Annotated in this window: 17 protein-coding genes; 8 read left to right on the forward strand and 9 right to left on the reverse strand. The window is 51.7% G+C overall.

The features are described from left to right. Positions 1-8: 8 nt before the first annotated feature. The 3 genes from fliQ (at position 9) to rcsA (ending at position 1,984) form a co-directional block, all read left to right on the forward strand. Positions 9-278, forward strand: a complete 270-nt coding sequence (gene fliQ / locus C2U53_RS25585; protein WP_044257593.1) for a flagellar biosynthesis protein FliQ — start codon at positions 9-11, stop codon at positions 276-278. A gap of 8 nt (positions 279-286) precedes the next feature. Continuing rightward, entirely contained in the window at positions 287-1,081 is a 795-nt protein-coding gene (fliR, locus tag C2U53_RS25590; RefSeq protein ID WP_043000282.1) for a flagellar biosynthetic protein FliR, read from the forward strand. Positions 1,082-1,360: 279 nt separating this feature from the next. Beyond that, positions 1,361-1,984, forward strand: coding sequence for a transcriptional regulator RcsA (gene rcsA, locus C2U53_RS25595; RefSeq protein ID WP_043000281.1), 624 nt, complete (start codon positions 1,361-1,363; stop codon positions 1,982-1,984). A gap of 55 nt (positions 1,985-2,039) precedes the next feature. Here rcsA and dsrB read toward each other — a convergent pair whose 3' ends face one another. Further along, the gene (gene dsrB / locus C2U53_RS25600) at positions 2,040-2,228 is read right to left on the reverse strand and encodes a protein DsrB (protein WP_042318262.1); all 189 of its coding nucleotides are present in this window, start codon (positions 2,226-2,228) and stop codon (positions 2,040-2,042) included. A 129-nt stretch (positions 2,229-2,357) separates the two neighbouring features. On the opposite strand from dsrB, the gene yodD reads away from it, so the two are divergent. Then, complete coding sequence (yodD, locus tag C2U53_RS25605; RefSeq protein ID WP_042318260.1) at positions 2,358-2,585, forward strand: YodD family peroxide/acid resistance protein; 228 nt, start codon at positions 2,358-2,360, stop codon at positions 2,583-2,585. A 290-nt stretch (positions 2,586-2,875) separates the two neighbouring features. Beyond that, positions 2,876-3,691, forward strand: coding sequence for a mannosyl-3-phosphoglycerate phosphatase-related protein (locus C2U53_RS25610; protein ID WP_104446667.1), 816 nt, complete (start codon positions 2,876-2,878; stop codon positions 3,689-3,691). Here C2U53_RS25610 and dgcQ read toward each other — a convergent pair. From dgcQ to C2U53_RS25625, 3 genes are all read right to left on the reverse strand, one after another. Further along, positions 3,688-5,382 carry a cellulose biosynthesis regulator diguanylate cyclase DgcQ gene (gene dgcQ / locus C2U53_RS25615; protein ID WP_043000279.1) on the reverse strand — a complete coding sequence of 565 codons (1,695 nt, stop codon included), beginning with the start codon at positions 5,380-5,382 and terminating at the stop codon, positions 3,688-3,690. The two genes, C2U53_RS25610 and dgcQ, sit on opposite strands and share 4 nt — an antisense overlap. A 118-nt stretch (positions 5,383-5,500) precedes the next feature. Next, entirely contained in the window at positions 5,501-5,683 is a 183-nt protein-coding gene (locus C2U53_RS25620; RefSeq protein ID WP_043000278.1) for a YodC family protein, read from the reverse strand. 75 nt (positions 5,684-5,758) lie between these two features. Then, complete coding sequence (locus C2U53_RS25625; protein ID WP_090049404.1) at positions 5,759-6,676, reverse strand: DUF808 domain-containing protein; 918 nt, start codon at positions 6,674-6,676, stop codon at positions 5,759-5,761. A gap of 171 nt (positions 6,677-6,847) precedes the next feature. Between C2U53_RS25625 and yedA the strand changes: the two genes are divergently transcribed. Next, positions 6,848-7,768, forward strand: coding sequence for a drug/metabolite exporter YedA (gene yedA, locus C2U53_RS25630; RefSeq protein ID WP_043000276.1), 921 nt, complete (start codon positions 6,848-6,850; stop codon positions 7,766-7,768). On the opposite strand, the gene C2U53_RS25635 is transcribed toward yedA, so the two are convergent. The 4 genes from C2U53_RS25635 to drpB are packed head-to-tail and all read right to left on the reverse strand — an operon-like array spanning position 7,760 to position 10,712. Beyond that, entirely contained in the window at positions 7,760-8,227 is a 468-nt protein-coding gene (locus C2U53_RS25635; RefSeq protein WP_043000275.1) for a very short patch repair endonuclease, read from the reverse strand. The genes yedA and C2U53_RS25635 overlap by 9 nt on opposite strands. Continuing rightward, on the reverse strand, positions 8,208-9,641 hold the full coding sequence (locus C2U53_RS25640) for a DNA cytosine methyltransferase (RefSeq protein ID WP_044266920.1): 1,434 nt from the start codon (positions 9,639-9,641) through the stop codon (positions 8,208-8,210). The genes C2U53_RS25635 and C2U53_RS25640 overlap by 20 nt, the downstream gene beginning before the upstream one ends. Before the next feature lie 50 nt (positions 9,642-9,691). Next, positions 9,692-10,390 carry a phosphohydrolase gene (locus C2U53_RS25645; protein WP_104446668.1) on the reverse strand — a complete coding sequence of 233 codons (699 nt, stop codon included), beginning with the start codon at positions 10,388-10,390 and terminating at the stop codon, positions 9,692-9,694. Between the two features lie 52 nt (positions 10,391-10,442). Further along, on the reverse strand, positions 10,443-10,712 hold the full coding sequence (drpB, locus tag C2U53_RS25650) for a cell division protein DrpB (protein ID WP_043000272.1): 270 nt from the start codon (positions 10,710-10,712) through the stop codon (positions 10,443-10,445). Positions 10,713-11,360: 648 nt separating this feature from the next. Between drpB and ompC the strand changes: the two genes are divergently transcribed. Further along, a complete protein-coding gene (gene ompC, locus C2U53_RS25655) occupies positions 11,361-12,542 on the forward strand; it encodes a porin OmpC (RefSeq protein WP_043000271.1) in 1,182 nt (393 codons plus the stop codon). Positions 12,543-12,595: 53 nt separating this feature from the next. On the opposite strand, the gene C2U53_RS25660 is transcribed toward ompC, so the two are convergent. Beyond that, positions 12,596-12,958, reverse strand: a complete 363-nt coding sequence (locus C2U53_RS25660) for a helix-turn-helix domain-containing protein (RefSeq protein WP_043000270.1) — start codon at positions 12,956-12,958, stop codon at positions 12,596-12,598. Positions 12,959-13,059: 101 nt separating this feature from the next. On the opposite strand from C2U53_RS25660, the gene C2U53_RS25665 reads away from it, so the two are divergent. Further along, complete coding sequence (locus C2U53_RS25665) at positions 13,060-13,809, forward strand: SDR family oxidoreductase (RefSeq protein WP_104446669.1); 750 nt, start codon at positions 13,060-13,062, stop codon at positions 13,807-13,809.

The raw sequence follows: 13,809 nt of genomic DNA on the forward strand, positions 1-13,809 counted from the left end.
GGCGAAAAATGACACCCGAATCGGTCATGATGATTGGCACCGAGGCCATGAAAGTTGCCCTCGCGCTTGCCGCCCCCCTGCTGCTGGTCGCGCTGGTGACGGGGCTTATCATCAGTATTTTACAGGCCGCCACACAGATTAACGAAATGACACTGTCGTTTATCCCGAAAATCGTGGCGGTGTTTACGGCGATTATCGTGGCCGGTCCGTGGATGCTGAATTTGCTGCTGGATTACGTGCGCACGCTGTTCACCAACCTGCCATACATCATCGGGTAAGACGACGGATGTTGCAGGTAACCAGCGATCAATGGCTGCAGTGGCTGAGCCTCTATTTCTGGCCGCTGCTGCGCGTACTGGCGCTGATTACTACCGCTCCGATCCTCAGTGAACGTGCCGTCCCCAAACGGGTAAAGCTGGGGCTGGGGATCATCATTACCCTCGTCATTGCCCCTTCGTTGCCGCCTAACGACGTGCCGATTTTTTCGTTTAATGCGTTATGGCTGGCGATGCAGCAAATTCTGATCGGCATCGCGCTCGGCTTTACCATGCAGTTTGCCTTTGCGGCGGTGCGTACAGCGGGTGAGATTATCGGTCTGCAGATGGGGCTTTCCTTTGCCACCTTTGTCGATCCGGCAAGCCATCTGAATATGCCGGTGCTTGCCAGAATCATCGATATGCTGGCGATGCTGCTGTTCCTGACCTTTGACGGTCATCTGTGGCTGATTTCGCTGTTGGTCGACACGTTCCACACCCTGCCCATTGGCGGTAATCCGGTGAACAGCAACGCGTTTCTGGCGCTGGCCAGAGCGGGCAGCCTGATCTTCCTCAACGGGTTGATGCTGGCGCTGCCGGTCATCACCATGCTGCTAACGCTGAACCTGGCACTGGGATTACTAAATCGTATGGCACCGCAATTATCCGTATTTGTGATTGGTTTTCCGCTTACCCTGACCGTGGGCATCGCGTTAATCGCGGCATTAATGCCGTTGATTGCGCCGTTTTGTGAACACCTATTTAGCGAAATTTTCAATTTATTAGCTGATATTGTTAGTGAATTGCCCGTTAATAATAGTCCATAATGTTTATCTTGTTATTCTAAGGATTATCCTAAATTCATTCAGTAAAAACATCTACCAGGATAACTCTCACGCGCTTTATTTGTTTTTATCTCACTCACATAACGCAACATTTACTTTACTTTAAGACAATTCCAGGCAAATTATACGTAACTTTACGGGATAGTAAGTCCGCCTGAAAACCGCAAACGCGTCTCATTAGGTGAAGCATTCGGTTCCGTTAAGTTGTGTGAGATATTCGGGTAAGGGGAATTATCGTTACGCATTGAGTGAGGGTAAGCCATGTCAACGATTATTATGGATCTATGCAGTTACACCCGGCTAGGTTTGACCGGGTATCTGGTAAGCAGAGGGGTGAAAAAAAGGGAAATCAACGACATCGAGACCGTTGACGAACTCGACATCGCTTGTGATACACACCAACCTTCTGTGGTGTTTATTAATGAAGACTGTTTTATCCATGACCCAGCCAACAGTCAGCATATAAAGCAAATCATTAATCAGCATCCCAATACGTTATTTATTGTTTTTATGGCAATTGCCAATGTTCATTTTGATGAATATCTGTTAGTCAGAAAAAACTTATTGATCAGTTCAAAGTCAATAAAGCCAGAATCCCTGGACGATCTCCTTGGCGATATTCTGAAAAAAGAGACGGATTCCGCCAGTGTAATAAATTTACCGACGTTATCATTAAGTCGTACTGAGTCCAGCATGCTGCGCATGTGGATGGAAGGCCAGGGAACAATTCAAATTTCGGATCAAATGAATATCAAGGCAAAAACGGTGTCATCCCATAAGGGGAATATAAAACGAAAGATAAAGACGCATAACAAACAGGTTATCTATCATGTCGTCAGACTAACCGATAACGTGACCAACGGTATCTTTGTTAACATGCGATGAGACGTCCCGACTGGTGGATGTCCCACCAGCCGGGTTTACATCGGCTGTCGCAATCCTACTCTGCCTTCTCCACAAAGATACCATCCTGATGCCCTGACTCATTAAAGAACCAGATGCCGAGCGGGTAGTCTTCCAGCGAAACCAGGTACATTGTGCCTTCACTAAACTCTTCCACTGCCAGTACCACGCCAGGACGACGAGAACCGCCGTCCGTTTTGACTGTGACCCGATCATTCACCTTCATCATTATCCTCCTGTGGCTTTGTGCCAGTGTAGAACAAAAACCGCTGACTGACAGCGTCTGAGCGGTTCGATTGCGGGTTTTCTCAACGGTCTATACTTAGTCTGTGGCACGGTGAATGACGAGGTTGAAATGAAGACCGCGAAAGAGTACAGCGATACCGCAAAACGTGAAGTCAGCGTCGATGTTGACGCGTTGCTGGCGGCGATTAATGAAATCAGCGAGAGTGAGATCCATCGTAGCGGAAACGACCCGGACAGAGTCAGTGTGGATGGCCGTGAGTATCATACATGGCATGAATTGGCCGAGGCATTTGAGCTCGACATCCATGATTTTAGCGTGACGGAAATTAATCGATGAGCTGCAGCGAAAAAAATCCCGACCCTGACGGGTCGGGATGAAACTTGCTTATGCAAGAAGCACTTGAAAATTCGTTACACCAGGAAATCTGATGTACGCTAAACCTTATCCGCAATTTTTTTGTATGACAAGCAAATATTTTTCAGACAAATGATTAATCCTTCTAATGGTTGGAACGGACCGGCTGCCAGCGCGCCTGATGACGGGATCGATCCCATTTCCCCTTCAGGCCAAACACCCTGTTTTTAGGATTTATCCAGAATACGGCAACCCACGTGACAGGAATAAAAATGCTTTCACTCGACGCTCCATTGCTGATTTTTACCGATCTGGATGGCACGCTGCTGGACAGTCACACTTATGACTGGCAGCCTGCCGCCGCCTGGCTCGCCCTACTGAGTGAGAAAAATATTCCGCTGATCCTGTGCAGCAGCAAAACGGCGGCGGAAATGCTGCACATCCAGAAGTTACTCGGCTTACAGGGATTGCCGCTGATTGCTGAGAATGGCGCCGTGGTTGAACTGGACAGCCGTTGGCAGACGCATCCTGACTTCCCGCGACAGATAGCCGGTGCTTCACATGCTGAAATTAGCGCCGTGATTAACAAACTTCGTACCCGATCCTCGTTTAAATTTACGACGTTTGATGATGTCGATGAATCCACCATCGCCGAGTGGACTGGCCTGACACATGCCCAGGCCAGCTTAACGCGCCTGCATGAAGCTTCAGTCACGCTGATCTGGCGCGACAGCGATGATCGAATGGCCGACTTCACCCGACAGCTAAACGACCTGGGATTACAGTTTGTTCAGGGCGCGCGATTCTGGCATGTCCTGGATGCCAGCGCTGGAAAAGATCAGGCTGCAAACGGGCTGATTGATCTCTATCAGCGCCAGTGGAAGCGACGTCCGGTCACCGTCGGACTGGGTGATGGCCCGAATGACGCGCCACTGCTGGAGGCGATGGATTACGCCGTCATCGTGAAAGGCTTAAGTCGCGAAGGGGTAATTTTACGCCCCGACAGCACCGTGCAGGTTTACCGCACGCAGCGAGAGGGACCGGAAGGCTGGGACGAAGGCATGACCCATTTTTTCGCCACGCCTTAGCCTTTATCCGAGACACAGACCCGGTTACGGCCTGCCTGTTTTGCCAGGTAGAGTCTACGGTCCGCCAGTGACTGGAGCTGCTCAAAATCATAGTCTCCGGTCTCCTGGGTACTGCTCACCCCGAGTGAGGCGCTAATCCACAACGTGGCACTTTTCGCCACCAGAATCTCTTTCTCATTCAGCCGCAGGCGGATGCGCTCAGCTATCTGCTCCGCCTGCGCCAGAGACGTTTCCGGCAGGACCACACAGAACTCCTCCCCGCCGACTCGCCCTGCAACATCATAAGTACGCAACGTCCCGCTGATTAAGCCTGCGGCATGCGTTAACACCCGATCCCCGGCCTGATGACCAAAGCGATCATTAATACTTTTGAAGTGGTCCAGATCGATCTGAATAACCGACAGCGGTTGTTTTTGCGTTCGGCAACGCTGAGTCAAGTGCTTAGCTTTTTCAAAGAGCGCGCCGCGGTTATACAAGCGGGTCAGCGTATCGTGCCAGGCCTGCCACTGGAGTGAACTTTGCAGCACAAACATATTGCTGACCATTTGACGGATGACCACCCAGGAGATGATCAGCATCGCGGTGAACAGCGCCCACAGTAACGCCAGTGCAATACTGATGCTGCCGAAATCGCCGTGTACCCCTTCGCTTAAAGTATGTACCCGCACCAGTACGCCATCGAAATGATCCAGACGTTGCCAACTGATGTAGCGGCTCCCCATGCGCAAACCGCCTACGGTATCCTGCTCGATATCGTGCGCGAGCATCGCCAGTTCGCGCTCATCAAAGGTGTTCGCATTTCTCAATTCCGCCGAGGAACCGGCCAGCAGCTTCAGTTTGCTGTCATAGAGTTGATACACCCCCTCCACGTCCTTATCGATGGCTTCATCCATAAACCGTTCAACTGCCGACACGGGGATGGTCATCGCCAGCACGCCAAGCCAGTAAAAGTGATAATCCAGCGGTACGCTAACGGTCACGCGCTGCTGCTCGTAAGAGAGATCGGGTGACGGCGTGGTGAACCAGCGTACGCCGCGCATGCGGTTTTTTCGCTGCGACTGCTCGGTAAACCAGGGTTGGATCACGTAGTCGTAATATCGGGTAGTAATATCGCTGGACAGCGATGTCGGTAACGTGGAGACGTAAAAGCCCGCGCGCGAAACATACATCGCCTGTTGCGACATCGATGTACGGATGATCGCTAAACGCAACAAATAGCCCACTTCCAGCGCGGCGGTCAGCTCGTTATTCAGCGATTGATCGTCACGCGAGAGCAACTGAGTTTGACTTACAAACGCATCAGAAACGCCATTCAGCGGCAGCGTCCGTCGCTTATCCAGCTCAAGCTGCCAGACGCGTGAATGACGCAACTGCTCAAAATGGGTAACCGCATCTCTTAAGACCGAAAACCCCAGCGGGGTGATCAGCGCCTCATGCATCCCGTCACGCAGAAACAGCAGCTTATCCACATTGAATTGCAACTGCTTGTCGAGCGAGTTGGCGACATTTTCCAGATGATTACGCTGGCTGGAGATATAGGCGTCTTCCAGGACGACCACTTCCCGCCAGGTCAGAAGAGTCGAAAAAAACATGACAATCAGAAAGCAGAGATTCACGACGTGGCCAGGGCCGAGTCGCCGCGCCAACGTTTTCAGCCAGCCCCCGTTTTCCATCGTTGCTTCGTGCGGCACTCTGCCCACTCCCTACTCGCTGTTGCTTTCCTAATCCTGGCATAACGCAGTACGTTACGTATTGTTGCCGTCACGCATTTTTTAAGAAAACGCCCGACATCCGCCGGGCGTTTTGTCATCAGGCTTCATCACACCGTCTACAGGTAGCGCCAGCGACGAGTTCATACTCATGGAATGCCTCTCGCTTGACGCCAAACCCATCATACCACCGACACTCCACCATACCGCTGGAATAGCCGGTGACAATCATACGCGGACCGCCCTCTTTCACAGTCACTTCCTCACTGACCAAAAAAACCATGTTACCTCCTGTATCCAGTGAACGTTTTCACCTTAGACGAGGATGTCCGGTTTTGCCTCATTCTGAGGAAGACTTTTAGTGCGCAACCCCGCGCATTCTGGCAACGGCTTTCACCAGCAGCACAACGATGGCACCGATGATAAACCCCAATACCAGATTCAGCAGCGTCGGTAAAATCAACGCCACCACAGCATTTTGCTGCTGGGCAAACTGTTCAATGGCATGATGCAACGGCGCAATACCGTGTACCACAATTCCCCCGCCCACCAGGAACATGGCCAGCGTACCCACCACCGACAGTGATTTCATCAACCACGGCGCGACAACCAGCAGCCCTTTCCCTAATGTCTGCGCCAGCACGCTGGTTTTTTCTGCCAGCCAGTACCCCATATCATCCAGCTTAACGATGAGACCAACCAGGCCATAAACGCCAATGGTCACCACCAGCGCGATGCCTGACAAAACCAGCACCTGGTTGAGCAACGGCGCCTCGGCCACAATCCCGAGCGTAATCGCCACGATCTCTGCTGAAAGAATAAAGTCGGTTCGCACTGCGCCTTTGATTTTATCTTTCTCAAACGCCAGCGGATCCTGCGCCGCCAGCGCTTCCAGCCGCCGCTGTCGCTCAGCCGGATCTTCTTTGTGTTTTCGCGATTCGAAGGTGTGCAGGACTTTCTCCACGCCCTCAAAACAGAGGAAGGCACCGCCAATCATCAACAACGGCGTAATCGCCCAGGGAATAAAGGCGCTGATGAGCAGCGCCAGCGGCACCAGGATCACTTTGTTAACCAGCGAGCCTTTCGCAACGCTCCAGACCACCGGCAACTCGCGGTTTGCTCTTACCCCCGTCACCTGCTGCGCGTTAAGCGACAGGTCATCCCCCAGTACACCAGCGGTTTTCTTCGCGGCCAGTTTGCCCATCATCGAGATGTCATCCAACAGCGTGGCGATATCATCGAGTAAGGTCAGTAAGCTACTTCCTGCCAAAATTATTCCCTCATTTTTTTATTCTTGAAGCGTTAAGTATGGAGTAAAACACGCGAGGCCGAAACTGGTGTTATTCGTCAACATTTTTTTAACAAGATGCATGAATTATATCGCTCGCCAGCCTGATAGTTTTCGCGTTTACTATGTCGCTTGTTAGCGTTTTTCACGTGAGGGATTATGCGTTTCAGGCAGTTGTTACCGCTTTTCAGCGCGCTGTTCGCGCTGTATATCATCTGGGGTTCCACCTATTTCGTCATCCGTATCGGTGTGGAAAGTTGGCCGCCGCTGATGATGGCTGGCGTGCGCTTTCTCGCCGCCGGAGGACTGTTAACCGCCTTTTTACTACTGCGCGGCCATAAACTGCCGCCGCTTCGTCCTCTGCTTAACGCGGCGCTGATTGGTATTTTACTGCTGGCCGTCGGCAACGGTCTGGTTACCGTGGCGGAGCATCAAAACGTCCCTTCCGGGATCGCGGCGGTCGTGGTGGCGACGGTGCCGCTATTCACTCTGTGCTTTAGCCATTTCTTTGGCATTAAAACCCGCAGGCTCGAATGGCTGGGGATTGCGATTGGGCTGGCGGGGATCGTGATGCTCAACAGCAGTGGTAATCTGAGCGGCAATCCGTGGGGGGCGATATTAATTCTGATCGGTTCGATCAGTTGGGCGTTTGGCTCCGTCTACGGTTCGCGTATTACGCTACCGGTGGGGATGATGGCCGGCGCAATAGAGATGCTCGCCGCCGGGATCGTACTGATGTGTGCCTCACTGCTCAGCGGTGAAAAACTGACCGCGCTGCCGTCGCTGTCAGGCTTGCTGGCGGTCGGCTACCTGGCGTTGTTTGGTTCCATCATTGCCATCAATGCCTATATGTATTTGATCCGTAACGTCAGCCCCGCGCTGGCAACCAGTTATGCCTATGTGAATCCGGTCGTTGCGGTGTTACTGGGGACGGGACTGGGAGGTGAACGTCTGGCGCCGATTGAATGGCTGGCGCTGGGGGTCATTGTCTTTGCGGTCGTTCTGGTCACATTGGGGAAATACCTTTTCCCGGCCAAACCGATGCCTGACGCGGTGGAAAACAAAAAAACGTTACAGTAAATGCATCCCCTGAGTGTCGATCTGCGCGGGCGCGCCGCCGCCGCAGATCCACTCTTCAAGACGTTCTGACAGCGCAGCGTCGCTAAGCTTTTCCCGTCCGCGTAGCGCACATTCCCAGACGATCAGCACCCGCCAGCCCAGTTCCTGTAAATTCTGGATATCGCGGCGATCGCGCGCCACGTTTTTACCAATCTTATCCAGCCAGAAATCGGTGCGCGTCGCGGGCACTTTGAACAGATAACAGTGATGATGGTGCCAGAAACAGCCGTGGGTAAAAATGACGCAGCGATACTCATCCACCACAAAATCAGGACGACCGGGTAGTGAAGCATCCTGAACGCGATAGTCGAGCCCCTGCTCCGTCAGCAGCCCCGCCAGTCGTTTTTCGATAGCCGTATCGCGGGTTGCAATGGCCCGCATGTTTTTACTGCGCGTTGCCTTATCGTGAACGTCCGCCATGAGCGCTCTCTTGCTGCCGTAACGCGACCGCCGCATTAATGTTCTCTTCCAGCAATTTCGCCACGGCGGCGAACGCGGGCACGACCACCGAGTTTCCAAACTGGCGATAGGCCTGGGTGTCAGAAACAGGGATACGGAACTGGTATCCCTGCGGCGACTCGAAGCCCATTAGTCGTGCGCACTCTCTCGGCGTCAAGCGACGTGGACGATGCTGTTGATTTTGCGGATCGTCGAAATTCACTTCCCCGGTGGCGAAATCCCAACCGCGGTCGATCAGAATTTCAGCACCATCTTTGTAATAGCGCGCGGAAAGCGTTCGCGTCACGCTATTCGGATTCGCGGGATCGACCATGCCGTAGCCAAAACCGTTACCTTTCGCCTGATGTTTTTTCGCGTAGCGGTAGAGATATTTCCACAGTACAGGCGTCAACACATATTTGGCTTCAACCACTGGTTCCAGTAATTCCGCCAGCGTCGTCCGCCGCGGCGGGTAACGCGTGCTGATGTTACGCAGGGTAAAATCGCGCTTCAGGTTCAGATCGCGACGAAACCCGACCAGCACGATGCGTTCCCGGTGCTGCGGCAAAAAATGTTTGCCGTCGATGATTTTCGGATCGTCCGGGCCATTATCCTCTGCATCGGCAACGTCGTAACCCAGAGCGTCCAGCGTCTGCATAATAATGCGGAACGTTTTGCCCTGATCGTGGCTCTTCAGGTTTTTCACGTTTTCCAGAACAAAAATCGGTGGACGGCGGGCATCGATGATTCGCACAACGTCAAAGAACAGTGTTCCCTGAGTATCGCAGGCAAAACCGTGGGCGCGTCCCAGCGCATTTTTCTTCGACACCCCGGCAAGGGAAAACGGCTGGCACGGAAAGCCTGCCAGCAGGACATCATGTTGCGGCACATGCTGACGAATATGATCCGCCGCCTGACTGTCGCTGACACCTTCGCGATGGCTGAGCGTGATGTCGCGAATGTCTTCATTAAAGTGGTGGCTGGCCGGGTCGCAGTAATAGTTAGCTTTATAGGTACGCACCGCATGTTTGTTCCACTCGCTGGTAAACACACACTGCCCGCCTATCGCCTCAAATCCGCGACGAATACCGCCAATACCGGCAAAGAGATCGATAAAGCGGAAGGCATAGTGCGGATGGTGCGCTGGCGGCGTGGGCAACAGGGTACGCAAAAACCCCGACTCTCGTTCGCTTAATCGGTGCCAGGCGGAGGCATTCGCCACCACGCGCTTTAAAATGGCCGGACTCCAGTGGTTCTCGCCGATTCCATTCAGATGAGCCACCAGCGTTTTAACATCATAAATTTCCAACAATTTCGCCAATAACGCCTGCGCAACGTCTGCATTGCTGTCTGTTGCGGGAACCAGCGAACCTGTTACTGAAAGATTTTGCTGCATATCGTTAACCGACCAAAAAAGAGTGGCGTCAGGTTAACATAAAATTGGCCTCACGAGTGGCTGGGACTAAACGTGCGGATCACCGCCGGATCGACAGATTCGTACTCCCCTTTTAGCTCCGCGCTCAGTTTTGCCATGTAGTTCACCAGGAAGCCGGCATTATGCCGGGCCAGTTCCCGGCCACGCTCGGTTTGCATGGTGTCGGGCAACGCCAGTAATTTGGTCTGGAAGTGATCAAGGGCAAACTGTTTATCGTTGAGCGCTCGCCGCTCGGCGAAGGGGTCTTCGCCATCAAAAAGCGCCACGCCTAACGCGCCGGAAACGGCAAAAACACGCGCCAACCCAATCGCGCCCAGCGCTTCAAGCCTGTCGGCATCCTGAACAATTTTCGCTTCCAGAGTGAGGGGGGCAATATTTGCGCTAAAACTGTGGGCTTCAATCGCATGGCAAACCGAGGCCAGTTGCGACTCGGGGAAAGCGGGAAAATCACGGATGAGGATACGGCAGGTTTCTGCCGCCGCCAGGACCGACGAGCGATAACGATCCGGATGATTTTTGGCAAGGCTGACAATGTCATGAAAATAACACGCGGTCAGCACGACCAGCTCATCGACCGTCTGTCCCTCCATCAACTGTCGGGATGTCGCCCAGACGCGGCGGAAGTGAAAAATATCATGCGCGGCGTCCTGCCGGGTGTGATGATGGCATAGCCATGCTTCAAATTGTGATTGCCAGTGCTGAAGATCCACAGTGCCTCCCGTACGTTAAGAAAGGCTACAGTAGCAAGTTTCTCCGGCAGCTTCACGTTGGCTGACGACGCGGGCGCGTATACCAGGCGATGCCGCCAAGAATCAGCCCCACCAGCCCAAGTACCAGAAACCCCAGCAAAGCCCCCATCCATTTTCCGCTGGTTGAGCCAAGCGAACTTTCAAATCCGGCAACCGGAATTGACTGGATGTGGCTGATCACCCAGGCATAACGAAGCATGGCCCAGACAAAATAGACGCAGAAAGCGTAAAACACCCACAATGCCAGTTTACCGCCCAGACTCCGCGTTGCTTTTTCTTCCATACTGCTCAAAGGAAACTCCATTTTTGTGACGTAACTCGAAAGATTTTTTTTGCTCTTTTTTGTGATTATAGTCACATTTTTCTGTTCTGTGCGTCACAATATAGCCACGAATCATTGATTTTGCAGATGTATTGATCCAGGGCAATTTTAGTTATGTCACAAAACACTCTGTTATTTCCGTTTATTTTCAAAAATATCCAGACTCCTGTTTATTTACTCATATCATAAACAAATAAAACGCCAACCCATCAATCTGGTTTTTGTTTTATATTAATCATGGCACTATAAACGTGTTATTAGCCTTTTTATCATTTAATCATTTTTTTATAACCGGCATTTATGCCGGTTTTTTTTAATTATCACATTCGGCAAATGGGTACGATTGTCATCTGGAAAACATCCAAGTCATCAATATCAAAACAAAAAAGCATAAATACTTGATATTAAACCATAAAGATAATGAATTTGTTTTATATTTATCATACAATATGAATTATAAATACCCACATTGAAACATTTAGAAATATTTAAAATACAATTGTTACATGTTATTTTTAAAATAAAATGAACTCCTGGAATAGTATCCAGACGTGCTCTTCTGGAAAGCAGCACTTATTCATGAAGATTATTATCATAAGGGAATACATAATGAAAAGAAAAGTATTGGCAATGCTCGTTCCAGCATTATTGATTGCTGGCGCAGCCCATTCTGCTGAAGTCTATAATAAAGACGGCAATAAACTGGACCTCTATGGGAAAGTGGATGGACTGCACTACTTCTCAGACAACACTGACAGTGATGGCGACATGTCCTATGTGCGTCTGGGCTTCAAGGGTGAAACCCAGATCATGGATCAACTGACTGGTTACGGTCAGTGGGAATATAACATTAACGCAAGCGGTACCGAAGGTGACAAAGGCGATTCCGCAACGCGTCTGGGCTTCGCGGGTTTAGGTTTCGGTCAGAATGGTACCTTCGACTATGGTCGTAACTACGGCGTGGTTTATGACGTCGAAGCGTGGACTGATATGCTGCCGGAATTTGGTGGTGACTCCTACACCCAGACCGACGTCTATATGCTGGGTCGTACTAACGGCGTAGCCACCTACCGTAACAAAGGCTTTTTTGGTCAGGTTGATGGCCTGAACTTCGCGCTGCAGTATCAGGGCAACAATGAAGGCGCAAGTTTTGGCCAGGAAGGCTCGGGCAATAGCACATATCGTAAACTGGCCCAGGAAAACGGCGACGGTTTCGGTATGTCCACCTCTTATGACTTTGACTTCGGTTTAAGCCTGGGTGCTGCCTATTCTTCATCTGACCGCACGGATGATCAGGTTTCTCGCGGATATGGCGATCGTTCTCGTGCCAACAACTACGCCGGTGGTGAAACAGCTGAAGCCTGGACCATTGGCGCGAAATATGACGCGAACAATATCTATCTGGCCACGATGTATGCCGAAACTCGCAACATGACCTATTACGGCGGCGGTAAAGGTGAAACCAATGGCGGTATTGCCAACCAGACCAAAAACTTTGAAGCGGTTGCACAGTACCAGTTCGATTTCGGTCTGCGCCCTTCTATCGCCTACCTGGTATCTAAAGGGAAGGAACTGGGTGGTCAGGATCATGATGGTGATGGTAACCCACGCTACACCGACAAAGATCTGGTGAAATACGTTGATGTAGGTATGACTTACTACTTCAACAAAAACATGTCCACCTACGTTGATTACAAAATCAACCTGCTGGATAACGATGACCACTTCTATGCAGACAATGGCATCGCGACCGATGACATCGTTGCTGTGGGCTTAGTGTATCAGTTCTAATCGCCAGAATAATTCCAGGCCCGCTTCCGGCGGGCTTTTTTGTGCCTGAAATGTCACTCAGTATTGAGCTTGTCGCCATTTTCCCGCATCCAGTCAGCCAGAGGCGCCAGTGCACCATGCATGGTCAATCCCAATGGCGTTATCTGATACTCAACGCGCGGTGGAATTTCCGGATAAACTGTACGTGACACCAGTCCGCGTAACTCAAATAAACGCAGCTGTTTTGTCAGTTCTTTTTGCGTAATGGGGGCTGCAGCCCGCAATAACTCGCCGAAACGCACCGGGGCATTCAGTACGATCAGACGGTACAAAATCGGTATTGCCCACTTCCCGGAGACCAGACTGACGAAGCGAGTCATCGGACAGGGTTGATGCTGAACATTTTTCTCCGTTACACCGTCGGCTGATTCCGCCATAGCACACCTCTTGCCTCTTTAGTATCCATTTGGTACCTGGTTTCCTTTAGATACTAACGTTTCTATAGTGCATTCTCCAGAGACAATTCAGGAGAAGTAAAATGGGTCGCTTAACAGGTAAATATACGCTCATTACAGGCGGGACCAGTGGTATTGGTCTGGCAACTGCGCAGGAGTTTATTGCCGAAGGCGCGCATGTCGCTGTCACAGGACGCAATCCCGGCACGCTCGCTCAAGCCCAACGCATTCTGGGTGACAGCGCATGGGTGATTGCCACCGATGCCGGGGATATTCAGGCACAAAAAGGGCTGGCAGAAACCCTCGCTTCGCGTTGGCCGGGGTTGGATGCCGTTTTCGTCAATGCGGGTGACGTCACGCACGGACTGATCGAAGAGTGGGATGAGGAAAAGTGGGACCGCCTGATGCAAATCAATCTAAAGGGGCCTTTCTTTTTGCTGCAGGCACTGCTGCCACTTCTGAGTAATCCCTCTTCCGTGATCCTTTGCGGCTCGGTCAGCGCGCATATTGGTCTGCCAACCAGCAGCGTTTACGCCGCCAGTAAGGCCGGATTATTATCGCTCGCACGCACACTGTCTGCAGAACTCTTACCCCGGGGAATACGCGTTAATGGCTTAAGCCCAGGCCCAGTTTCCACACCCGCGCTCAATAAGCTGGGACTTAGTGAAGAAGCGCAGCGCACGCTGCAAAGTGACATTGCCAGCCTGGTGCCTCTGGGACGCATGGGTACGCCAACGGAACTGGCGAAGGCCGCGCTCTATCTGGCATCTGATGAGTCGGGTTATACCGTAGGTACGGAACTACTGGTAGATGGTGGAACCGGCAATCTGTGA

This window comes from Citrobacter sp. CFNIH10, assembly GCF_002934585.1.
Taxonomy (GTDB): domain Bacteria; phylum Pseudomonadota; class Gammaproteobacteria; order Enterobacterales; family Enterobacteriaceae; genus Citrobacter_A; species Citrobacter_A amalonaticus.

Excerpts from the sequence above, each read along its gene's own strand:
- yedA (WP_043000276.1), top strand. The coding sequence starts at position 6,848 with ATGCGTTTCAGGCAGTTGTTACCGCTTTTCAGCGCGCTGTTCGCGCTG.
- drpB (WP_043000272.1), bottom strand. The coding sequence starts at position 10,712 with ATGGAAGAAAAAGCAACGCGGAGTCTGGGCGGTAAACTGGCATTGTGG.
- C2U53_RS25620 (WP_043000278.1), bottom strand. The coding sequence starts at position 5,683 with ATGGTTTTTTTGGTCAGTGAGGAAGTGACTGTGAAAGAGGGCGGTCCG.
- fliR (WP_043000282.1), top strand. The coding sequence starts at position 287 with ATGTTGCAGGTAACCAGCGATCAATGGCTGCAGTGGCTGAGCCTCTAT.
- C2U53_RS25635 (WP_043000275.1), bottom strand. The coding sequence starts at position 8,227 with ATGGCGGACGTTCACGATAAGGCAACGCGCAGTAAAAACATGCGGGCC.
- yodD (WP_042318260.1), top strand. The coding sequence starts at position 2,358 with ATGAAGACCGCGAAAGAGTACAGCGATACCGCAAAACGTGAAGTCAGC.
- dsrB (WP_042318262.1), bottom strand. The coding sequence starts at position 2,228 with ATGAAGGTGAATGATCGGGTCACAGTCAAAACGGACGGCGGTTCTCGT.
- C2U53_RS25660 (WP_043000270.1), bottom strand. The coding sequence starts at position 12,958 with ATGGCGGAATCAGCCGACGGTGTAACGGAGAAAAATGTTCAGCATCAA.
- C2U53_RS25665 (WP_104446669.1), top strand. The coding sequence starts at position 13,060 with ATGGGTCGCTTAACAGGTAAATATACGCTCATTACAGGCGGGACCAGT.
- ompC (WP_043000271.1), top strand. The coding sequence starts at position 11,361 with ATGAAAAGAAAAGTATTGGCAATGCTCGTTCCAGCATTATTGATTGCT.
- C2U53_RS25610 (WP_104446667.1), top strand. The coding sequence starts at position 2,876 with ATGCTTTCACTCGACGCTCCATTGCTGATTTTTACCGATCTGGATGGC.
- rcsA (WP_043000281.1), top strand. The coding sequence starts at position 1,361 with ATGTCAACGATTATTATGGATCTATGCAGTTACACCCGGCTAGGTTTG.
- fliQ (WP_044257593.1), top strand. The coding sequence starts at position 9 with ATGACACCCGAATCGGTCATGATGATTGGCACCGAGGCCATGAAAGTT.
- C2U53_RS25640 (WP_044266920.1), bottom strand. The coding sequence starts at position 9,641 with ATGCAGCAAAATCTTTCAGTAACAGGTTCGCTGGTTCCCGCAACAGAC.